The sequence below is a fragment of the Pseudomonas sp. GOM6 genome, from assembly GCF_029537485.1.
Lineage (GTDB): Bacteria > Pseudomonadota > Gammaproteobacteria > Pseudomonadales > Pseudomonadaceae > Aquipseudomonas.
Genome location: NZ_JARPUS010000003.1, coordinates 190,088 through 210,820, shown reverse-complemented (window position 1 = coordinate 210,820; position 20,733 = coordinate 190,088). Strand labels below are relative to the sequence as shown.

The 20,733-nt window shown below is 63.1% G+C and carries 18 protein-coding genes; 12 read left to right on the top strand and 6 right to left on the bottom strand.

Annotation, left to right across the window (positions count from 1 at the left end; all coding sequences use genetic code 11):
- Positions 1 to 20 precede the first annotated feature (20 nt).
- Both nagZ and P7A97_RS05575 read left to right on the top strand, forming a co-directional pair.
- Positions 21 to 1,019 (top strand): beta-N-acetylhexosaminidase, encoded by a 999-nt coding sequence (gene nagZ / locus P7A97_RS05580; protein WP_277689020.1) that lies wholly within the window; start codon positions 21 to 23, stop codon positions 1,017 to 1,019.
- 9 nt (positions 1,020 to 1,028) lie between these two features.
- Positions 1,029 to 1,769, top strand: coding sequence for an S-methyl-5'-thioinosine phosphorylase (locus P7A97_RS05575; protein WP_277688950.1), 741 nt, complete (start codon positions 1,029 to 1,031; stop codon positions 1,767 to 1,769).
- 3 nt (positions 1,770 to 1,772) lie between these two features.
- Here the strand turns inward: P7A97_RS05575 and P7A97_RS05570 are convergent, their stop codons facing one another.
- From P7A97_RS05570 to mfd, 3 genes are read right to left on the bottom strand one after another with little or no spacing between them, the layout of a single operon-like run.
- The gene (locus P7A97_RS05570; RefSeq protein ID WP_277688949.1) at positions 1,773 to 4,379 is read right to left on the bottom strand and encodes a DEAD/DEAH box helicase; all 2,607 of its coding nucleotides are present in this window, start codon (positions 4,377 to 4,379) and stop codon (positions 1,773 to 1,775) included.
- A gap of 1 nt (position 4,380) precedes the next feature.
- Positions 4,381 to 4,905: a CsiV family protein gene (locus tag P7A97_RS05565; RefSeq protein WP_277688948.1), complete on the bottom strand. Its 525-nt coding sequence runs from the start codon at positions 4,903 to 4,905 to the stop codon at positions 4,381 to 4,383.
- 11 nt (positions 4,906 to 4,916) lie between these two features.
- Positions 4,917 to 8,357 carry a transcription-repair coupling factor gene (mfd, locus tag P7A97_RS05560; RefSeq protein ID WP_277688947.1) on the bottom strand — a complete coding sequence of 1,147 codons (3,441 nt, stop codon included), beginning with the start codon at positions 8,355 to 8,357 and terminating at the stop codon, positions 4,917 to 4,919.
- A 133-nt stretch (positions 8,358 to 8,490) separates the two neighbouring features.
- On the opposite strand from mfd, the gene P7A97_RS05555 reads away from it, so the two are divergent.
- The 10 genes from P7A97_RS05555 to sthA all read left to right on the top strand — a co-directional run bounded on the left by P7A97_RS05555 (position 8,491) and on the right by sthA (position 18,877).
- Positions 8,491 to 9,957: a glyceraldehyde-3-phosphate dehydrogenase gene (locus P7A97_RS05555; protein ID WP_277689019.1), complete on the top strand. Its 1,467-nt coding sequence runs from the start codon at positions 8,491 to 8,493 to the stop codon at positions 9,955 to 9,957.
- A 344-nt stretch (positions 9,958 to 10,301) separates the two neighbouring features.
- Positions 10,302 to 11,639, top strand: coding sequence for a Na(+)-translocating NADH-quinone reductase subunit A (locus tag P7A97_RS05550; protein ID WP_277688946.1), 1,338 nt, complete (start codon positions 10,302 to 10,304; stop codon positions 11,637 to 11,639).
- A 3-nt stretch (positions 11,640 to 11,642) separates the two neighbouring features.
- Positions 11,643 to 12,851 carry an NADH:ubiquinone reductase (Na(+)-transporting) subunit B gene (locus P7A97_RS05545; RefSeq protein ID WP_277688945.1) on the top strand — a complete coding sequence of 403 codons (1,209 nt, stop codon included), beginning with the start codon at positions 11,643 to 11,645 and terminating at the stop codon, positions 12,849 to 12,851.
- The gene (locus P7A97_RS05540; RefSeq protein WP_277688944.1) at positions 12,844 to 13,629 is read left to right on the top strand and encodes a Na(+)-translocating NADH-quinone reductase subunit C; all 786 of its coding nucleotides are present in this window, start codon (positions 12,844 to 12,846) and stop codon (positions 13,627 to 13,629) included. Before P7A97_RS05545 ends, P7A97_RS05540 begins: the two co-directional genes overlap by 8 nt.
- Before the next feature lie 3 nt (positions 13,630 to 13,632).
- Positions 13,633 to 14,301: an NADH:ubiquinone reductase (Na(+)-transporting) subunit D gene (locus tag P7A97_RS05535; protein WP_277688943.1), complete on the top strand. Its 669-nt coding sequence runs from the start codon at positions 13,633 to 13,635 to the stop codon at positions 14,299 to 14,301.
- Positions 14,301 to 14,909, top strand: coding sequence for an NADH:ubiquinone reductase (Na(+)-transporting) subunit E (nqrE, locus tag P7A97_RS05530; RefSeq protein WP_277688942.1), 609 nt, complete (start codon positions 14,301 to 14,303; stop codon positions 14,907 to 14,909). Before P7A97_RS05535 ends, nqrE begins: the two co-directional genes overlap by 1 nt.
- Before the next feature lie 7 nt (positions 14,910 to 14,916).
- Entirely contained in the window at positions 14,917 to 16,143 is a 1,227-nt protein-coding gene (gene nqrF / locus P7A97_RS05525; protein WP_277689018.1) for an NADH:ubiquinone reductase (Na(+)-transporting) subunit F, read from the top strand.
- Complete coding sequence (locus P7A97_RS05520; RefSeq protein WP_277689017.1) at positions 16,130 to 17,146, top strand: FAD:protein FMN transferase; 1,017 nt, start codon at positions 16,130 to 16,132, stop codon at positions 17,144 to 17,146. Before nqrF ends, P7A97_RS05520 begins: the two co-directional genes overlap by 14 nt.
- A complete protein-coding gene (gene nqrM, locus P7A97_RS05515) occupies positions 17,143 to 17,376 on the top strand; it encodes a (Na+)-NQR maturation NqrM (RefSeq protein WP_277688941.1) in 234 nt (77 codons plus the stop codon). The genes P7A97_RS05520 and nqrM overlap by 4 nt, the downstream gene beginning before the upstream one ends.
- A gap of 106 nt (positions 17,377 to 17,482) precedes the next feature.
- Positions 17,483 to 18,877 carry a Si-specific NAD(P)(+) transhydrogenase gene (gene sthA, locus P7A97_RS05510; RefSeq protein ID WP_277688940.1) on the top strand — a complete coding sequence of 465 codons (1,395 nt, stop codon included), beginning with the start codon at positions 17,483 to 17,485 and terminating at the stop codon, positions 18,875 to 18,877.
- 222 nt (positions 18,878 to 19,099) lie between these two features.
- Here sthA and P7A97_RS05505 read toward each other — a convergent pair whose 3' ends face one another.
- From P7A97_RS05505 to P7A97_RS05495, 3 genes are read right to left on the bottom strand one after another with little or no spacing between them, the layout of a single operon-like run.
- On the bottom strand, positions 19,100 to 19,819 hold the full coding sequence (locus P7A97_RS05505; RefSeq protein ID WP_277688939.1) for a glycerophosphodiester phosphodiesterase: 720 nt from the start codon (positions 19,817 to 19,819) through the stop codon (positions 19,100 to 19,102).
- Positions 19,816 to 20,115 (bottom strand): phosphodiesterase, encoded by a 300-nt coding sequence (locus P7A97_RS05500; protein WP_277688938.1) that lies wholly within the window; start codon positions 20,113 to 20,115, stop codon positions 19,816 to 19,818. The genes P7A97_RS05505 and P7A97_RS05500 overlap by 4 nt, the downstream gene beginning before the upstream one ends.
- The gene (locus tag P7A97_RS05495) at positions 20,112 to 20,687 is read right to left on the bottom strand and encodes a PilZ domain-containing protein (RefSeq protein ID WP_277688937.1); all 576 of its coding nucleotides are present in this window, start codon (positions 20,685 to 20,687) and stop codon (positions 20,112 to 20,114) included. Before P7A97_RS05495 ends, P7A97_RS05500 begins: the two co-directional genes overlap by 4 nt.
- Positions 20,688 to 20,733 lie beyond the last annotated feature (46 nt).

Genomic DNA, 20,733 nt, shown 5'->3' with positions numbered 1-20,733 from the left:
ACTTTGTTGTGACGACTCCTCTGTACGGCTCCCTGATGTTGGATATCCAAGGCACCTGGCTGACGGCCGAGGATCGCTGGATACTGCGCCAGCCCGAGGTGGGTGGTTTGATTCTGTTTGCCCGCAATATTGAAGAGCCGCGTCAGGTGCGTGAGCTGTGTGCGGCTATCCGCGCAATACGCCCCGATCTACTGCTGGCAGTGGATCAGGAGGGCGGGCGGGTGCAGCGTCTGCGCAATGGTTTCGTCCGGCTGCCGGCCATGCGCGCGCTCGCAGACAATCCGGCTGCCGAGTACCTGGCGGAGCAGTGCGGCTGGCTGATGGCTACCGAGGTGCTCGCGGTGGGACTTGACCTCAGTTTTGCCCCGGTGCTGGACCTGGATCACCAGCGCAGCGCGGTGGTCGGAAGTCGCAGCTTCGAGGGTGACCCCGAGCTGGCGACGCGCATGGCCGGTGCATTTATTCGCGGCATGAACGCTGCCGGCATGGCGGCGTGCGGCAAGCACTTTCCCGGTCACGGTTGGGCCGAAGCGGACTCCCATGTAGCGATTCCGGTGGATGAGCGCAGTCTGGACGAGATCCGCGGCAAGGATCTGGTGCCGTTCCGTCAACTCAGTCGCCAACTGGCGGCGGTGATGCCGGCCCACGTGATCTATCCGCAGGTTGATGAGGGGCCGGCCGGCTTCTCGCGCCGCTGGCTGCAGGAGATCCTGCGTGGGGAGCTGGGCTTCGAGGGTGTGATCTTCAGCGATGACCTGTCGATGGCTGGCGCTCATGTAGTGGGCGACGCGGCCAGCCGAATCGAGGCGGCGTTGACGGCCGGGTGCGACATGGGCCTGGTATGCAACGACCGCGCGGCAGCCGAGCTGGCGCTGAGCGCCTTGCAGCGCCTCCAGGTGCTACCGCCCAGGGGCTTGGCGCGCATGCGTGGTCAGGGTTATGCGCGCACCGACTACCGCGAGCAGCCGCGTTGGCTGCAGGCGGTGACGGCGCTGCGTGATGCGCAGCTGATTGATTAAGGAGGAGTCATGACGACCTACGCGATCATCGGTGGTACCGGCCTGACCCAGCTGGAAGGTCTGAGCATCAAGCAGATGCACAATCTGGACACGCCCTTTGGTTCACCATCGGCCGCCGTTCTGCGGGGCGAGTATGGCGGTCATGAGGTGCTGTTTCTGGCTCGTCATGGCCATCCGCACCGCATCCCGCCACATCAAATCAACTATCGCGCCAATCTCTGGGCGCTGAAGCAGGCGGGCGCCGAGGCGATCCTCGCGGTCAATGCGGTGGGAGGCATTCATCCGGCCATGGGCAGCGGCCATCTGTGCGTCGCGCATCAGCTGGTCGACTACACCTGGGGTCGGGCACATACCTTTTTCGAGGGCGAGATCGAGCACGTCACCCACGTCGATTTCAGTTATCCCTATGACGAAGCGCTGCGCCAGCGTCTGATCGAGGCGCTGCAGGTGCTGGGTTATCCGCACAGCAGTCATGGTGTGTATGCCGCGACTCAGGGGCCACGTCTGGAAACGGCTGCCGAGATCGTGCGCCTGGAGCGCGATGGCTGTGACATCGTCGGTATGACCGGGATGCCCGAGGCGGCGCTCGCGCGCGAGCTGGATCTGCCGTATGCCTGTCTGGCGCTGGTGGTCAATCCGGCCGCGGGCAAGGCTGCGGGTCTGATCACCATGGCCGATATTGAGCGCGAGCTGGCTCAGGGGATCGACAAGGTCTGTGCCGTGCTGGGGCGGGTGCTGGCCCAGCCCTGAGGGCTACTTCGGCAGTGGGGCGAACAGGGCGTCGATGTCTTCGGCGCGCAGCTGCCAGTCGCCCTGGTTGCCACCTTCCAGCAAGCCGGCGCTCAGTGCGGCCTTGCGCTGCTGCAGTTGCTGGATCTTCTCTTCCACCGTGCCGCGCGCAATCAGGCGGTAGACGAACACCGGCTTGTCCTGGCCGATGCGATAGGCGCGGTCGGTGGCCTGATTCTCCGCCGCCGGGTTCCACCAGGGGTCGTAGTGGATCACCGTGTCCGCCGCGGTGAGGTTCAGGCCTGTGCCGCCGGCCTTGAGGCTGATCAGAAACAGCGGCACTTCACCGTTCTGGAAGCGCTGTACCGGTTCGCGCCGGTCGCGGGTGGCGCCGGTCAGCAGGACATAGGCGATGTTGCGCCGCTGCAGTTCCGCTTCGATCAGGGCGAGCATCGAGGTGAACTGGGAGAACAGCAGTACCCTTCGCCCCTCGGCCAGTAGCTCTTCGAGCATCAGCAACAGGCTATCCAGCTTGGCCGAGTGGGCGGCGCCATCGTGTCGCAGCAGGCGGGTATCGCAGCATACCTGGCGCAGTTTGAGCAGGGCCTCAAGGATGACGATCTGGCTGCTGGCCAGGCCCTTGCGGCCAATTTCCTCGCGCACTTTGCGGTCCATGGCCAGGCGTACCGTTTCGTAGAGGTCGCGCTGCCCCTGGCCGAGGTCGACCCAGTGGACGATCTCGCTCTTGGCGGGCAGCTCCTTGGCCACCTGATCCTTGCGCCTTCTGAGCAGGAAGGGTTTGACCCGCGCCTTGAGATGCTCCAGGCGGGCCTGGTCGCCCTGCTTCTCGATAGGGGTGCGGTAGTCTTGAGTGAAGCGTTTGGCGTCGCCCAGCCAGCCGGGCATGAGGAAGTGGAACAGCGACCACAGCTCGCCCAGGTGGTTTTCCAGTGGCGTGCCGGTGAGGCACAGGCGTTGGCGGGCCTCCAGTTGGCAGGCCGCCTGAGTGGCCTTGCTGGTGGGGTTCTTGATGTACTGGGCTTCGTCGAGGAGCAGTACATGCAGGGGTTGCTTGCGCCAGTGCGGCAGGTCGCGCGGCAGCAGTGCGTAGCTGGTCAGTAGCAGGTCGTACTGGTCGAGGCGGGCGAAGTCGGCAGCACGCTTCGGACCATGCAGGGCCAGCACGCGCAGCTCGGGGGCGAAGCGGGCGGCTTCATCCAGCCAGTTGGGGATCAGGCTGGTGGGCATCACCGCCAGGGCTGGGCGATCCAGGCGGCCGGCGTGCTTTTCGCAGAGCAGGTGGGCGAGGCTCTGCAGGGTCTTGCCCAGCCCCATGTCGTCGCCGAGCACGCCGCCGACCTGCAGTTCGCGCAGGGTTTGCATCCAGCGCAGGCCGTCGAGCTGGTAGGGGCGCAGTTCGGCCTGCAGGCCTGGAGGCGCCGCGTGTGGCTGTGCTTGATCCTGCTGCAGGCGCTGGGCGAAATCGCGCAGGCGCTGGCCACCTTGCCACTGCAGGGGCAGCTCATTGAGTTGGCTCAGTCGCGCGGCATCGGGGGCGGACAGGCGCAGGCTCGGGCTGGGGTCCGGTTCGCGCAGGTACAGCTCGCCCAGGGTGGCCAGCACTGGCTTGAGGCGGGCGAAGGGCAGGGCGACCTGCAGGGGTTGGCCATCGCTGCTGCGCTTGTGCTCCAGCTGCACGGGCAGCAGTTCGTCGTCGCCGCGTTTGGCCAGATTGCCGGGTGCGAGCAGTTCGGGGCGGCTGCGGATCAGGCGCAGTAGCACCGGCAGCAGGCTGATGCGCTGACCGTCGACCAGAATGCCCAACTCCAGATCGAACCAGTCCTGGCTCGGTGCTTCCTCGATCTCGGCGTACCAGCCCTGCAGTGGACTGAGGTCGAAGTGAAAACCCGGTTTGACCTCGATCTGCCAGCCCTGGGCGCGTAGCTCGGGCAGGGCCTGTTGGACGAAATGCAGCCAGGTGCCGTCGCTGGGTAGTTCGTACATCTCCCCGCTGCCTTCCGGCAGGGCCAGACTCTGACGCATGGCGGGGCGCAGGCCGAGGCTCTCCAGTTGCTGGCGCAGGCGCTGTTCGCTATCGGCCTGACGGGCGATGCTGACAGGCAGGTTGTCCACGGTCTGGCGAATACGCTCGCCATTGGCGATACGCTTGCCGTGCACCTGGCGCCCGGCGTAGTCGAAGCTCAGGCCAGCGCGGTGCTGCCATTGCTGTACCGTGCGCCGATTGCCCGGCTGATAGGTGCTCAGCAGGTGACTGCCCAGGGCCAGATGAGCGACCGGCTGCAGGTCGTCAATGTGGCGCGGGGGCTGCGTGTTATCCGGGCTGAAGGCATTCATGTCGAGCTGGAACAGCACTGCTGCGCAGTGCTTGCAGTTGTGTCCGACCGGGCAGCTGCAGCGGGTGAGCAGGGCTATGCCGGCATCGCCAGGACGGATCCATTGCTGGTAGCGGTGGTCGGCGCTGCCCTGGCAGCTGGCGTGAATCTGTCGTGCTTGCTGGCTGATGACTCGTACCCGTCCCTGCGCGGCATAGCGGCGGCCGCGCTCCAGGGCGCCCGGGTCGAAGTTCGTTTGCCAGGCGTCGTGCTGCAGCAGTTCCTGCAGCGTGGCCATATCAGGGCTGGGTGACCTTGACCAGCAGGCCGAGGCTGCCGTTGTCGAGGTAGGTCAGCTCGCCCAGGCGCAGGCGAGTGCGCTGGCGAACTCGCTCGCTGCCGCTGAGCAGGCCATCGGCGTCGAAGCGGTTGATCCAGATGTTGGCTTCCAGATCGACCAGGCGCTCCTGTTCGCTGAGGCTGACCGAGCCCTCGACCGGGTAGTGGCCAAACTGCTCGTTGCCGGTGCTGACAGCCGCAGCGCTCGGCACGGCGGACAGGTTCTGCGCCCAGGCTTTGTGCAGCAGCACTTCGTAGCCGTTGCCCGGGTTGAGCTTGGCGGCTTCGTCGTTTAGCGCCGTGCCGCGTTCGTTGCTGCTGATCGGCGTTGCGCCCACGGCCCAGTCGTCCGGCGCTGGCTGAGTGCTGCTGAGTGCTTCGCCAGCCTGGCGGAAGACGATGAGTTCGATCTGGTACAGACCATCGGCGAAAGCGGCCGGGGCCAGCAGGCAGAGCAGCAGGGGGATAAGGCGTAACGCGCGCATGGGTCAGTCCTTTAGGCGGATTGCGGGGCGAGGCGCTCCAGCAGCGCCTCCAGGGTATTGAAGCGTTCTTCCGGGCGCTCCATGGGCACCTGGAATTTGAAGACGGTGGCGCCTTCGAACTTGTAGCGCGTGGGTGCGCTCTGGATCAGCTTGATCAGCGTCAGCGGGTCAACGCAGGTATCGCCGGCGAACTCGATTCGCCCGCCCTGCGGGCCGGCGTCGACCTTGGTGATGCCGAGCTTTTCCGCCTGCAGCTTGAGCAGGGTCAGGCGGATCAGGTTCTTGCTCGGCTCGGGCAGCAGGCCGAAGCGGTCGATCATCTCCACCTGCAGCTCCTTCAAGCCTTCCTCGTCGGTGGCGTTGGCGATGCGCTTGTAGAGGATCAGGCGGGCGTGCACGTCCGGCAGGTAGTCGTCGGGGATCAGCGCAGGCACCCGCAGGTTGACCTCCGGACCGCCGCCCAGCGGTTGCTCCAGATTCGGTTGCTCGCCTTTGCGGATGGCCTTGACCGCGCGCTCCAGCATCTCCATGTAGAGAGTGAAGCCGACGGCCTGGATCTGTCCGCTCTGGCCGTCGCCGAGCAGCTCGCCGGCACCACGGATTTCCAGGTCGTGGGTGGCCAGGACGAAGCCGGCGCCGAGATCCTGGGCATTGGCGATGGCCTCCAGACGCTTCTGCGCGTCGTCGGTCATGCCCTTGCGCGGCGGGGTGAGCAAGTAGGCGTAGGCCTGGTGGTGGCTGCGGCCGACGCGGCCACGCAACTGGTGCAGCTGGGCCAGGCCGAACTTGTCGGCGCGTTCGATGAGGATGGTGTTGGCGCTGGGCACGTCGATGCCGGTCTCGATGATGGTCGAGGCCACCAGCACGTTGAAGCGCTTGTGGTAGAAGTCGCTCATCACCCGTTCCAGGTCGCGCTCGTGCATCTGCCCGTGGCCGACGGCGATGCGCGCTTCCGGCACCAGTTCGGCCAGGTCGGCAGCGCATTTCTCGATGGTCTTCACATCGTTGTGCAGGTAGTACACCTGACCACCACGCAGCAGCTCGCGCAGCAGCGCTTCCTTGATGGTCGGATTGTTCTGCTCCATGACGAAGGTGCGCACCGACAGGCGCCGCGCCGGCGGGGTGGCGATGATCGACAAATCGCGCATGCCCGACACGGCCATGTTCAGCGTGCGCGGGATCGGCGTGGCGGTGAGGGTGAGGATGTCCACCTCACTGCGCAGGGCCTTGAGCTGCTCCTTCTGGCGTACGCCGAAGCGGTGTTCCTCGTCGATGATCACCAGGCCGAGGTTCTGGAACTTGACGTCGTCCTGCAGCAGCTTGTGGGTGCCGATGACGATATCGACCTTGCCCTCGGCCAGCTTGCCGACGGCTTCGCTCACTTCCTTGGCGGTCTTGAAGCGGCTCATCACCTCGACCGTTACCGGCCAGTCGGCGAAGCGGTCGCGGAAGCTGTTGTAGTGCTGCTGGGCGAGCAGGGTGGTCGGCACCAGCACGGCCACCTGCTTGCCGCTGTGTACGGCGATAAAGGCGGCGCGCATGGCCACCTCGGTCTTGCCGAAGCCGACGTCGCCGCAGACCAGGCGATCCATCGGCTTGGCGGCGAGCATGTCCTCGCGCACCGCGTCGATGGCGGCCTGCTGGTCCGGGGTTTCCTCGAAGGGGAAGCCGGCGCTGAAGGTGGCGTAGTCGGCGGCTGGGTCCTTGAACGCATAACCTTCGCGGGCGGCGCGGCGGGCGTAGATGTCCAGTAGCTCGGCGGCCACGTCGCGCACCTGCTCGGCGGCCTTGCGCTTGGCCTTCTGCCAGGTCTCTGAGCCGAGGCGGTGCAGCGGCGCCAGGGCATCGTCGCTGCCGGTGTAGCGGGCGATCAGGTGCAGGCTGGCGACCGGCACGTAGAGCTTGGCCTCGTCGGCGTACTGCAGGGCGAGAAATTCGGCGGCCTGGCCATCGAACTCCATGGTGATCAGGCCCAGGTAGCGGCCGACGCCGTGGTCGATATGCACCACCGGCGCGCCTTCACGCAGCTCGGTGAGGTTCTTGATCACGTTGTCGCCGCCATCGCGCGATTTTTCGCGGCGGCGGCGTTGCATCACGCGCTGGCCGAACAGCGGGCTTTCGGCGACCAGGGCGATCTCGTCGAGCAGCAGGCCTTCGTCCAGCGGCGCGATGCAGATGGCCAGGCGCTCTTTGCTGGCGGTGAACTCGTGCCAGTCGGCGACTTCACGCGGCTTGAGCTTGAGGCGCGCCAGCAGCTCCAGCAGCACCTCGCGGCGGCCGGCGGACTCAGCGCTGAACAACACGCGGCCCGGGTATTCCTCGATAAAGCGGCGTAGCGCCGCCAACGGCTCGCTGGCCTTGGCCTGGATGGCCAGGTCGGGCAGGGCGCGGGCGCTGAAACGTTCGCGGCCGACGCCGGTTTCGATATCGTTCTGGTCGACCACCACACGCGGCCAGTTCTTCAGACGGGCGAAGCAGTCTTCGACCGGCAGGAAGATGTCGGCGGGAGGCAGGATCGGGCGCTCCGGGTCGACGCGGCGGTCTTCGTAGCGGTTGCGCGCGTCCTGCCAGAACTGCTCGGCGGCCTTCTCGATGCCGGGCAGGGAGAACACCTGGGTGTCCTGTGGCAGGTAGTCGAACAGGGTGGCGCTTTCCTCGAAGAACAGCGGCAGGTAGTACTCGATGCCGGCCGGAGTGATGCCGGTGGAGAGATCCTGGTAGATCGGGCAGCGGCGGAAGTCGACATCGAAGCGCTCGCGAAAGCGCCCGCGAAAATCAGTGACAGCCTTCTTCTCCAGCGGGAACTCGCGGGCCGGCAGCAGGCGGATGGACTCCACCTTGTCAATCGAGCGCTGGGTTTCCGGGTCGAAGGTGCGCAGGGTTTCGATTTCGTCATCGAACAGGTCGATGCGGTAGGGCGTTTCGCTGCCCATCGGGAACAGGTCGATCAGCGCGCCGCGTACAGCGAATTCACCGTGCTCGTAGACAGTGTCGACGCAGCGGTAGCCGGCGGCTTCCAGGCGCGCGCGCATTTCCTCGACATCGAGCTTCTGGCCGACATCCAGCAACAGGCCGCTGCCGAGCAGGAAACGGGTCGGCGCCAGGCGGTGCAGGGCGGTGGCGATCGGCACTACCAGCACGCCGTGCTTGATCTCCGGCAGGCGGTACAGGGTGGCGATGCGCTGGGAGATGATGTCCTGGTGCGGCGAAAACACGTCGTAGGGTAGGGTTTCCCAGTCCGGGAAGTGCAGCACCGGCAGGTCCGGGGCGAAGAAGGCCAGCTCTTCCTGCAGGCGCTCGGCGCTCTGGCTGTCGGCGGTCAGCAGCAGTGTGAAGCGTTTGGCGGCGCTGGCGGCCTCGGCGACGGCCAGGCTCAGTGCGGCACCGGGCAGGTTGCCCCAGTGCTGTTTGCCGGATGCGGCCGGCAGTTTCGGCAAGTGCAGTACGGACACAGGTGTCGTGGCCCCAGGCGAAATGAAGGGGGCGATTGTAACGAGGGGAGGTGGTAACTGTCAGTGGCGACAGGCGCGCATTGCTCCGGCTAGCGCTCGTCGTCATAATGTAGCCCCTTTTTTCAGCCCCTACATTTGGAAGGTATTGCCCGTGACCCAGAAGCCCGACCAGTGTCTCGGTGAGTGGATTGATCGTGAAGCCATCGCGGAAGCGATGATTCCCATGATTGGTCAGCTGTACCGCAACAACAGCGTGGTGACCTCGATCTACGGCCGTGGTCTGATCAACCGTTCGGTGATCGACATTCTCAAAGCCCACCGTTTCGCCCGTCACCGCCTGGACGGCGAGGTCGAACTGTCGGTTCACGATACTTTCCCGATCCTCAAGACCATGAGCGAGCTCAAGCTGGGCGCTGCTTCCGTAGACCTGGGCAAGCTGGTTGCCAAGTTCAAGAGTGAAGGCGCTGGTCGCAGCATCGAGCAATTCACCAAGGATGAGCTGGCCGACGTGGCCGGTAAGCAGAATGGTGCCGCTCGCGAAGGTACTGATGTGGTGCTGTACGGTTTCGGTCGTATTGGTCGCCTGCTGGCGCGCATCCTGATCGAGAAGACCGGTGGTGGTGACGGCCTGCGTCTGCGTGCCATCGTTGTGCGCAAGGGCGCCGAGAACGACCTGGTCAAGCGCGCCAGCCTGCTGCGTCGTGACTCGGTACATGGCAAGTTCGATGGCACCATCACCATCGACGAGGAAAACAGCACCCTCACCGCCAATGGCAACCTGATTCAGATCATCTACTCCAACGATCCGGCGTCGATTGACTACACCCAGTACGGCATCAAGGACGCACTGCTGGTCGACAACACCGGCAAATGGCGTGACGCCGAAGGCCTGGGCCAGCACCTGAAGTGCCCGGGTATTGATCGTGTTGTCCTCACCGCCCCGGGCAAGGGTGCACTGAAGAACATCGTGCACGGCATCAATCACAGCGAAATCACCGCTGACGACAAGATCATCTCCGCAGCATCCTGCACCACCAACGCCATCGTGCCGGTGCTGAAGGCGGTGAATGACCAGTACGGCATCGTCAACGGCCACGTCGAAACCGTTCACTCGTATACCAACGACCAGAACCTGATCGACAACTTCCACAAGGGCAGCCGTCGTGGCCGCAGCGCAGCGCTGAACATGGTGATCACCGAGACCGGTGCTGCCACTGCCGCGGCCAAGGCTCTGCCGGTACTGAAGGGCAAGCTGACCGGCAACGCCATTCGCGTACCGACGCCGAACGTGTCCATGGCCATCCTCAATCTGAACCTGGAAAAGGCCACCACTCGCGAAGAGATCAACGAGTACCTGCGCCAGATGGCCATGCACTCTGATCTGCAGAAGCAGATCGACTTCGTGCAGTCGCAGGAAGTGGTGTCCACCGACTTCGTCGGCTCCCGCCACGCGGGTGTAGTCGATGCCGAGGCCACCATCTGCAACGACAATCGCGTTGTGCTGTACGTGTGGTACGACAATGAATTTGGCTACAGCTGCCAGGTCGTGCGTGTGATGGAAGACATGGCTGGGGTCAACCCGCCGGCCTTCCCGCAGTAAGCGAAGGCAGCAAACAAAACGGGAGCTTCGGCTCCCGTTTTTCGTTTCTGCACCCGTGCGACTTTGGTCTAGTAGACGGATGGTTCACTTCATTTTGGCGCGAGAGCAGAGCGGCTGCTTAGCTTCGGGCCGGGGGTGCTCTGTTGCTTGTTGTTACGACTGGCAGGTCGCAGACAACACCCGTGGGTGTGCAGTTCGTTTATATCTCCTTATAATCGTTGCGATTTTTTGCCCCGGAATAGCGCGAGATTGAGTGACTGCAAGGCTGCTGCAGTCGCTCTTTATTGTCTTTCCGGTCGTGTTGAAGCCTGCGGAAACACTGCCTTCAGTGTTTGGGATAAAGAATGATAAAGATCAAACGAGGGCTGGATCTGCCCATTAGCGGCGCCCCGGAGCAGCGTATCGATGCTGCTCGTGCGGTGCGCAGCGTGGCCTTATTGGGCTGCGACTATCAAGGCATGAAGCCGACCATGGCGGTACAGGTGGGTGACCGAGTCAAGCTGGGTCAGGTCCTGTTTTCCGATAAGAAGAACCCGGGGGTGCATTTCACTGCACCGGGTGCCGGCGTGGTCAGCGCCATCCATCGCGGCGAGCAGAGGGTGCTGCAGTCGGTGGTGATCGACCTGGATGGCGATGAGGCCGTCGAGTTCGCCCGCTACGAAGCCGCTCAGCTCGATAGCCTGGAGCCCCAGGCTGTGCGTGACAATCTGCAACAGTCCGGTCTGTGGGCCGCGCTGCGCAGCCGTCCGTTCAGCAAGGTGCCGGCTGTCGATGCTGTGCCCAGCTCGATCTTCGTCACCGCCATCGACACCCATCCGTTGGCGGCCGACCCGGCCGTGATCATCGCTGACAAAGCCGGTGACTTCGAGAGCGGTCTCAAGGTGCTGGCCCGCCTGGGCAAGATCTTCCTGTGTAAGGCCGAGGGCGTGAGTCTGCCTGGCGAGAGCCTGGCTGGCGTGCAGGGCGAGAGCTTCGCCGGCCCGCATCCGGCGGGTCTGCCGGGTACACACATCCACTTCCTCGACCCGGTCAGTGCCAGCAAGAGTGTGTGGCAGATCGGCTATCAGGACGTGATCGCCATTGGCGCGCTGTTTACCAGCGGCAAACTGAGTGTCGAGCGCGTCGTTGCGTTGGCCGGCCCGGTGGTTGACAAGCCGCGCCTGCTGCGCACCCGTCTGGGCGCCAGCCTCGACGAGCTGAGCGCCGGTGAGCTGCAGCCTGGCAATAATCGAGTCATTTCCGGCTCGGTGTTCGGTGGGCGCAGTGCGCGCGGGGCCTACGCCTTCCTCGGTCGCTACCACGTGCAGGTCTCCTGCCTGCATGAGGGCCGCGAGCGTGAGCTGCTGCACTACCTGCGTGCCGGGGTGAACAAGCACTCGGTGCTGAACATCTTTGTGTCCAAGTTGATGGGTGGCAAGAAGCTGGCCATGGACACCAGCACCAACGGCAGTCCGCGTGCCATGGTGCCGGTGGGTAACTATGAGGCTGTCATGCCGCTGGACATCCTTGCTACCCAGCTGCTGCGCTATCTGATCGTCGGTGATACCGACATGGCGCAGAAGCTCGGCTGCCTGGAGCTGGACGAAGAAGACCTGGCCTTGTGCACCTACGTGTGCGCCGGCAAGTACGAGTACGGCCCGATCCTGCGGGACAACCTGGCTCGCATCGAGAAGGAGGGCTGATCCATGGCTTTGCGTAAATTCCTCGACAAGATCGAGCACAACTTCGAACAGGGCGGCAAGTACGAGAAGTGGTATGCCCTGTACGAGGCGATCGATACCTTCTTCTACCGCCCAGGCAGCGTGACCAAGAGCACGGCTCACGTGCGCGACGGTATCGACCTCAAGCGCATGATGATCACCGTGTGGTTGTGCACCTTCCCGGCGATGTTCTTCGGCATGTGGAACATCGGCTATCAGGCCAACAGCATCTTCGCCGGTAACGCCGAGCTGCTGGCGGCCCAGGAAGGCTGGCGCTTCGGTCTGATCGGCGCGCTGGCGGGCTTTGACCCGAGCAGCGTGTGGGACAACTTCATCCAGGGCGCGGCGTTCTTTCTGCCGATCTACCTGACCACCTTCATCGTCGGCGGTTTCTGGGAGGTGCTGTTCGCTTCCATCCGTCGCCACGAAGTCAACGAAGGCTTCTTCGTCACCTCCGTGCTGTTCGCCCTGACGTTGCCGCCGGATATCCCGCTGTGGCAAGTGGCGCTGGGTATCAGCTTCGGCGTGGTGATCGGCAAGGAAGTGTTCGGTGGTACCGGCAAGAACTTCCTCAACCCTGCGCTGACTGGCCGCGCCTTTCTGTTCTTCGCCTACCCGGCGGATATGTCCGGTGACATGGTGTGGACTGCGGTGGACGGCTATGCCGGTGCTACGACCCTGTCCGTAGCCGCTGCCAGCGGCATGGAGCAGGTCGCGGCCAGCGGTCTGAGCTGGTGGAATGCCTTCGTCGGCCTTGAGCGGGGCTCCATCGGCGAGACCAGTGCATTGGCCATCTTCATTGGCGGCGCTTTCCTGCTGCTGACCAAGATTGCCTCCTGGCGCATCGTTGCCGGTGTCATGCTGGGCATGATTGCCACCAGCACACTGTTCAATGCCATAGGCTCGGACAGCAACCCGATGTTTGCCATGCCCTGGTACTGGCATCTGGTGGTCGGCGGTTTTGCCTTTGCCATGATCTTCATGGCCACCGACCCGGTGTCGGCGTCCATGACCAATACCGGCAAGTGGATCTTCGGCGCGCTGATCGGCCTGATGGTGGTGCTGATTCGCGTGGTCAACCCGGCCTTCCCGGAAGGCATGATGCTGGCGATTCTGTTCGCCAACCTCTGTGCACCGCTGATCGACCATTTCGTGGTGCAGGCCAACATCAAGCGGAGGCTCGCACGTGGCTAACAAAGAATCGACTGTACGTACCCTCACCGTCGCGGTGCTGGTGTGCTTGGTCTGCTCGGTGTTCGTCGCCGGTGCTGCCGTAGCGCTCAAGCCCACCCAGGTGGAAAACCGTCAGCTGGACAAGCAGCGCAGCATCCTGGCCATTGCTGGTCTGGGTGAGGCAGGCATGAGCGCCAAAGAGGTCAAAGCACTGTTCGGCGAGCGTATCCAGGCCAAGGTCGTGGATCTGCAGGACGGCACTTTCTCCGATGCGCAGAACCCGGCCACCTTCGACCCGCTCAAGGCGTCCAAGGACCCTCAGTTGTCCATGGTGCTGTCCGGCGAGCAGGACATTGCCTCGATCAAGCGCCGTGAGCAGTTCACGACCGTGTACATGGTGGAGCAGGACGGCGAGTTGCAGACCCTGATCCTTCCGGTGCGTGGCTATGGTCTGTGGTCGACCTTGCACGGTTTCATCGCGGTCAAAGGCGATCTGAACACTGTGGTTGGCTTCGGCTTCTACCAGCACGGCGAGACCCCGGGCCTTGGCGGCGAGGTGGACAATCCGAAGTGGAAAGGCCTGTGGGTCGGCAAGACCCTGTTCGATGACAACGGTGCCTTGGCGGTGGAAATCATCAAGGGCAGTGTCGATCCGCAATCGCCGAAGGCTGAGCATCAGGTGGACGGCTTGGCCGGTGCCACGCTGACCAGCAACGGCGTGAACAATCTGCTGCATTTCTGGCTTGGTGAGAATGGCTTCGGCCCGTTCCTGGCCAAGCTGAGCAAAGGGGAGGCATAAGCGATGTCGCAACCGACCTATAAAGAAGTTCTGTTGAATCCGCTGTTCAACAACAACCCCATCGGTCTGCAGATCCTCGGCATCTGCTCGGCCCTGGCAGTGACTTCGAACCTCAAGACCGCCCTGGTGATGTCTGTCGCATTGACCCTGGTGTGTGCTTTCTCAAACCTGTTCGTCTCGATGATTCGCAGCCAGATTCCGAGCAGCATCCGCATGATCGTGCAGATGGTGATCATCGCCTCGCTGGTGATCGTGGTCGATCAGGTGCTCAAGGCATTCGCCTACTCGCTGTCCAAGCAACTGTCGGTGTTCGTCGGCCTGATTATCACCAACTGCATCGTGATGGGGCGTGCCGAGGCCTTCGCCATGCAGAATCCGCCGCTGCTGTCGTTCTTCGATGGTATCGGCAACGGCCTGGGCTATAGCGCGTTTCTGGTTGCTCTGGGTGTGATTCGTGAGCTGTTCGGTGCCGGCAAGCTGTTTGGCTACACCATCCTGCCGACCGTCAATGACGGCGGCTGGTACCAACCCAACGGCATGCTGCTGTTGCCACCTTCGGCGTTCTTCCTGATCGGCCTGTTCATCTGGGCTGTGCGTAGCTGGAAGAAAGATCAGGTGGAAGCACCGAGCTTCAAGATGGCACCGCAGGTGTCCAACAAGGAGGCCTACTGATGGAGCATTACCTCAGCCTGTTTGTGAAGGCGGTGTTCGTCGAGAACATGGCGCTGGCCTTCTTCCTCGGCATGTGTACCTTCATTGCGATTTCGAAGAAGGTGGAAACCGCCATCGGCCTCGGCATCGCCGTGATCGTGGTGCAGACCATCACCGTGCCGGCCAACAACCTGATCTACGCCTACCTGCTCAAGGACGGTGCGCTGGCCTGGGCTGGCCTGCCGGACGTTGATCTGTCGTTCCTCGGCCTGCTCAGCTATATCGGTGTGATCGCCGCCATCGTGCAGATCCTCGAGATGCTGCTCGATAAGTACGTGCCCAGCCTGTACAACGCCCTCGGCGTGTTCCTGCCGCTGATCACCGTGAACTGCGCCATCATGGGTGGCACCCTGTTCATGGTCGAACGTGACTACAACCTCTCCGAGAGCGTGGTCTACGGCGTTGGTTCCGGCTTTTCCTGGGCCCTGGCCATCGCACTGCTGGCCGGCATCCGCGAGAAGCTCAAGTACAGCGATGTGCCGGATGGCCTGCAGGGCCTGGGCATCACCTTCATCACCATCGGTCTGATGTCGCTCGGCTTCATGTCGTTCGGCGGTATTCAGCTGTAAGGAGCACCTGATGGGTTTTGAAATCGTATTGGCCATCGGCATGTTCACCGCCATCGTTCTGGCGCTGGTGGTGATCATCCTGGTGGCGCGCGCCAAGCTGGTGTCCAGCGGCGACGTCAACATCGTCATCAATGGTGAGCGCACCCTCACCGTGCCGGCCGGCGGCAAGCTGCTGCAGACCCTGGCGGCGAACAACGTGTTCCTGTCCTCGGCCTGTGGTGGTGGCGGCACCTGCGCCCAGTGCAAGTGCATCGTCGAGAGCGGCGGCGGCGAGATGCTGCCGACCGAGGAGTCGCACTTCACCAAGCGCGAGGCCCGCGAAGGCTGGCGCCTGTCCTGCCAGACCCCGGTCAAGCAGGATATGCACATCGAGGTGGAAGAATCGGTCTTCGGCGTGAAGAAGTGGGAGTGCACGGTGGAGTCCAACCCCAACGTCGCCACCTTCATCAAGGAGCTGACCCTGCGCCTGCCGGAAGGCGAGAGCGTGGACTTCCGCGCCGGTGGCTACGTGCAGCTGGAGTGCCCGCCGCACGTGGTCAACTACAAGGACTTCGACATCCAGCCCGAGTACCGTGGCGACTGGGACAAGTTCAACCAGTGGAAGTACGTGTCCAAGGTCGACGAGACCGTGATCCGCGCCTACTCCATGGCCAACTACCCGGAAGAGAAGGGCATCGTCAAATTCAACATCCGTATTGCCTCGCCGCCTCCAGGCAAGGATCATCTGCCGCCAGGCCAGATGTCATCCTGGGTGTTCAACCTCAAGCCGGGCGACAAGGTCACCGTGTACGGCCCCTTCGGTGAGTTCTTCGCCAAGGAAACCGAGGCCGAAATGGTCTTCATCGGTGGTGGTGCCGGTATGGCGCCGATGCGTTCGCATATCTTCGACCAGCTCAAGCGTCTGGGCTCCAAGCGCAAGATCAGCTTCTGGTACGGTGCGCGCTCGCTGCGTGAAGCCTTCTATGTTGAAGAGTACGATCAGCTGGCCGCGGAGAATCCCAACTTTGAGTGGCACCTGGCACTCTCCGACCCGCAGCCGGAAGACAACTGGACCGGTTTGACTGGTTTCATCCATAACGTGTTGTACGAACAGTACCTGAAGGATCATCCGGCGCCTGAAGACTGCGAGTTCTACATGTGCGGCCCGCCCATGATGAACGCCGCCGTGATCAAGATGTTGCTGGACCTGGGCGTCGAGCGCGAGAACATCCTGCTGGACGATTTCGGTGGTTAAACCTGCGTTGTTCGCCCTGCTGGCCAGCGTTCTGCTGGTCGGCTGCGGCGAGAAGATCGAGCAGTTCGGTGGTCCGACCATGGGCAGCCATTACTCGCTCAAGTACGTGGCGGGCGAGGGTACTCCCGAGCCCACCGCGCTCAAGGCCGAAGTCGATGGCCTGCTGGCTGAGGTGGATAAGCAGATGTCCACCTGGCGCAGCGATTCCGACTTATCCGAATTCAATCGCCTGCCGGCCAAAAGTTGCCGTGCCATGCCCGCTGCGGTACTGGAGCTGGTGCGTGCGGGCGACGCGCTGAGCGCCGAAAGCAATGGCGCTTTCGACCTGACCCTGGAACCGTTGCTCGATCTCTGGGGCTTTGGCCCGCAGGCCCGCGGCGAGAAAGTGCCCAGTGCCGAGCAGATCGCCGAAGTGCGTGCCCGTGTGGGGCATGCGCATCTGCAGATTGGTGAGCGACGCCTGTGCAAGGATGCGGCCGTGCAGGTCGATCTCAACAGCATCGCCGCCGGCTACACGGTCGACCGTATTGCCGCGCGCCTGGGCGAGCTGGGCGTGAAGAGCTACTTGCTGGATGTGACGGGCGAGGTTCGCGCTGCCGGACACAAGCCCGATGGCTCGCCCTGGCGTATCGCCATCGAGGCGCCGCGCGATGATCATCAGGTGGCGCAGAAGGTGTTGCCGCTCGATGGGCTGGGGGTTTCCACTTCCGGCGATTACCGTAATTACTTCGAAGAAGACGGCAAACGTTACTCGCATACCCTCGACCCGCAGACCGGCGCGCCGATCGATCATCGTCTGGCTTCGGTCACCGTGGTCGATCCATCGACCCTGCGTGCCGACGGGCTGTCTACTCTATTGATGGTGCTGGGGCCTGAGCGCGGCTACGCCTATGCCGAGGGCAAGGACATCGCCGCTTTCTTCGTCACCCGTACCGACCAGGGCTTCGCCACCCGTGCGACGCCCGCATTCACTCGCCGTTTCGGCGAAGGAGAGTCCCCATGACCTGGCTTCTGGTCTTCGCTTTCATGTTGCTGGTGGTGCTGGGTATGGCCATCGGTGTGATTTTCGGGCGCAAGCCCATCGCCGGCTCCTGCGGCGGTATCGCCAATCTGGGTATCGAGAAGGAGTGCTCGATCTGTGGCGGTAGTCGCGAGAAGTGTGAAGAGGTCAATCGCGACAAGAACGCTGATGTAGTGGATGCAACGCTCGCCTACGACGCTACCAAGCGCTAATGTGCCGGGCAAAACGCCCCGGCTAAGCTGGGGCGATGACAAAAAGTGCCGTGAAGGCATCTGCAGGGCGCCACGGGCGCCCTGAGCAGTTCTGAAAGGAGTAAGCATGGCGGTCTACAACTACGACGTGGTGGTGCTCGGTTCCGGTCCGGCGGGCGAGGGCGCGGCGATGAACGCCGTCAAGGCCGGACGCAAGGTGGCAGTGGTCGACAACCGCCCACTGGTCGGCGGTAACTGCACCCACCTGGGCACCATCCCGTCCAAGGCCCTGCGTCACTCGGTGCGCCAGATCATGCAATACAACACCAATCCGTTGTTCCGCCAGATCGGTGAGCCGCGTTGGTTTTCCTTCCCGGACGTGCTGAAGAGCGCCGAGCGCGTGATTGCCAAGCAGGTCACTTCGCGCACTGGCTATTACGCGCGCAATCGCGTCGATGTCTTCTTCGGCACTGCCAGCTTTCACGATGAGCACACCGTGGAAGTGGTCTGCGCCAGCGGTGTGGTTGAGCGTTTGGTGGCCAAGCAGGTGATCGTCGCCACCGGCTCGCGGCCATACCGTCCTGCCGATGTTGACTTCAATCACCCGCGTATCTATGACAGCGACACCATCCTTAGCCTGACCCATACCCCGCGCCGCCTCATCATCTACGGTGCCGGTGTGATCGGCTCCGAATACGCCTCGATTTTCAGTGGTCTGGGTGTGCTGGTCGACCTGATCGATAACCGCGACCAGCTGCTCAGCTTCCTCGATGACGAGATTTCCGATGCGCTGAGCTACCACCTGCGAACCAACAACGTGCTGATCCGTCACAACGAGGAGTACGAGCGCATCGAGGGCCTCGAGAACGGCGTGATCCTGCACCTCAAGTCGGGCAAGAAGATCAAGGCCGATTGCCTGTTGTGGTGCAACGGCCGTACCGGCAACACCGACAAGCTGGGCCTGGAGAACATCGGTCTTAAGGCCAACGGCCGTGGCCAGATCGAAGTCGATCAGCATTACCGCACCGCGGTGCCGAACATTTACGCCGCCGGTGACGTGATCGGCTGGCCGAGTCTGGCCAGCGCGGCGGCCGACCAAGGGCGCTCGGCCGCCGGCAGTGCGGTGGAAAATGATAGCTGGCGCTTCGTCGATGACGTACCGACCGGCATTTACACCATTCCGGAGATCAGCTCGATCGGCAAGACCGAGAAGGAGCTGACCCAGGCCAAGATCCCGTATGAAGTCGGCAAGGCGTTCTTCAAGGGCATGGCGCGGGCGCAGATCTCCCATGAGCCGGTGGGCATGCTGAAGATCCTGTTTCACCGTGAAACCCTGGAAGTTCTCGGCGTGCACTGCTTCGGCTACCAGGCTTCGGAGATCGTCCATATCGGTCAGGCGATCATGAACCAGAAGGGTGAAGCGAACAGTATCAAGTACTTCATCAACACCACCTTCAATTACCCAACCATGGCCGAGGCCTATCGGGTGGCGGCGTTCGACGGGCTCAACCGGCTTTTTTGAGGGGCTCCGACCGGTGGCCTGAGCCGGTCGGGGAGAGTCCGTTCAGCTACTCCCGCGACTGGCGCTGGCCGAACCGGGAAAGCTTCTGACCAGGCGCGATGTAGCAAAAAACCGGCCTCTGGGCCGGTTTTCTTTTCCACCATTCCTGACGCAGCCTAGGTGATGTCCGGGAGCGGAGCTGTCTGTTTCCCGGATTTCATCCGGGCTGCAAGGGGCTGCTAGCTAGCGCTTGAGCGTATCCACTGCCAGGCCAGGGAAATCGGTGATGATGCTGTCTACGCCGAAGTCGGCCAGACGCCGCATCAGCGAAGGTTCATTCACCGTCCATACCGAGACATGCAACCCGGCTCTCTGGGCCTTGAGCAGGCGTTCCGGCGTGCACAGCGTCCAGTTCAACGCCAGCATGGAGCAGCCGTGATGAGCGGCTACCTTTAGCGGGTCGAGCCAGTTGTACTCGGCGACCAAGCCGCGGGAAAGCTCCGGGGTCAGGCGACGGAGCGCACGCAGCACCTCTCGGGAGCTGCTGGTGACGGTCACCTTGTCCTGAATGCCAAAGCGCTTGGTCAGCGCCTGGATGGCCAGCACCGTGCGCGCAGCGCGCACCCGCGAGGCGATCTTCACTTCCAGTTGCCAGTGCTCGAACGGACAGTGTTCGAACAGGGTTTCCAGTTTGGGGATAGGGCAGGGGGTCTTCCAGCCCGGTCCGCCCTGGCGGGCATCCAGCGTTATCAGTTCCTCTGCGTCGTGCTGCACCACTTTGCCGCGGCGGCCGGTGGTGCGTTTGAGGGTCGGGTCGTGGATGACCATCAGCTCGCCGTCACGCGACAGGTGCAGATCCAGTTCACAGCGGTTGACGCCGTTGTCCAGGCAGCGCTGGAAGCTGGCGAGGGTGTTTTCTGGGGCTTCGCCCTTGGCGCCGCGGTGTCCGTAGATGAGGGTCACTGTTGCTCCTTGGCGACTGGGTGGCGCGGCTGATGGTGCAGCACGCTGTTGATGACATGGTCGTATTCGAAATAGACGCTGAAGGTGCGGTAGTCCCAGCGGGTGATGGGGGGCTGGCCTACGGCAGGATGCTCCTGGTCGGCCAGGCCGAAACGTTCGAGCACCGAGCGCCTGGATTCGCCTTTGTGCGGTAGTCCTGCAACAGCGGCGCCCTGCTGGCCAACGGGAATCTCGATGGTTTGGGCTTGCGCGGACAGGGGTAGAAGCGCTGCGACTAGCAGAAGGGGCCATTTCATAACTGTTGTTCCCTGGCCTGGCGGCGTTCCAGCGCCTGTTTCTGCAGGATGTGGCGAGCTACCAGTTGACGCTGGGTATCGGTCAGTGCTTCGAATTCGGTGCCGATTTCGAACTGGCCATCTTCACGGCGCTGACAGTGCACCACCTGGGCGCGCAACAGCAGTCCGAGCGCCTGGGGCATCAGCACCATCTTGAGCGCCAAGTGGCTGCCCGCCGGCACAGCCTTGTGGTGGCTGAAGCTGATACCTCCCTCGGAAATGGAAACCCTGCGTGGCGCGCCGATGTCACGCAACAGGCTTTGGGCCACGGCCTGGCCGAGCAGGTCGATGCGTTTGTTCATGACCTTGAGGTAATTGGCCAGGGTGCGGTCGCGTTCACTGATATGGCGCAGCAGGTGCTGTGATTCGAAATCCATCAGGTGCAATTCGTTGAGCAGGTTGAACAGCGGCGAATTGTCGTGAAGCGGCTCGCTGGCATGCGCTTCGGCAGTGGAAATCAGGCTGAAATCCAGTGCGATCGTATCCTCGATCCGGTAGTATTCGCGGCGGTCATCGACGTCTTGATTCGACATGGCGAACCCATGGCTGCAGTGGTGGTCTGAGTGTAAAGCCGCACGC

What these genes read in the sequence shown, in the direction of transcription:
- P7A97_RS05575 (WP_277688950.1), top strand. Translation starts at nt 1,029, where the DNA reads ATGACGACCTACGCGATCATCGGTGGTACCGGCCTGACCCAGCTGGAA.
- P7A97_RS05570 (WP_277688949.1), bottom strand. Translation starts at nt 4,379, where the DNA reads ATGGCCACGCTGCAGGAACTGCTGCAGCACGACGCCTGGCAAACGAAC.
- P7A97_RS05565 (WP_277688948.1), bottom strand. Translation starts at nt 4,905, where the DNA reads ATGCGCGCGTTACGCCTTATCCCCCTGCTGCTCTGCCTGCTGGCCCCG.
- P7A97_RS05550 (WP_277688946.1), top strand. Translation starts at nt 10,302, where the DNA reads ATGATAAAGATCAAACGAGGGCTGGATCTGCCCATTAGCGGCGCCCCG.
- P7A97_RS05545 (WP_277688945.1), top strand. Translation starts at nt 11,643, where the DNA reads ATGGCTTTGCGTAAATTCCTCGACAAGATCGAGCACAACTTCGAACAG.
- P7A97_RS05535 (WP_277688943.1), top strand. Translation starts at nt 13,633, where the DNA reads ATGTCGCAACCGACCTATAAAGAAGTTCTGTTGAATCCGCTGTTCAAC.
- nqrE (WP_277688942.1), top strand. Translation starts at nt 14,301, where the DNA reads ATGGAGCATTACCTCAGCCTGTTTGTGAAGGCGGTGTTCGTCGAGAAC.
- nqrM (WP_277688941.1), top strand. Translation starts at nt 17,143, where the DNA reads ATGACCTGGCTTCTGGTCTTCGCTTTCATGTTGCTGGTGGTGCTGGGT.
- sthA (WP_277688940.1), top strand. Translation starts at nt 17,483, where the DNA reads ATGGCGGTCTACAACTACGACGTGGTGGTGCTCGGTTCCGGTCCGGCG.
- P7A97_RS05500 (WP_277688938.1), bottom strand. Translation starts at nt 20,115, where the DNA reads ATGAAATGGCCCCTTCTGCTAGTCGCAGCGCTTCTACCCCTGTCCGCG.
- P7A97_RS05495 (WP_277688937.1), bottom strand. Translation starts at nt 20,687, where the DNA reads ATGTCGAATCAAGACGTCGATGACCGCCGCGAATACTACCGGATCGAG.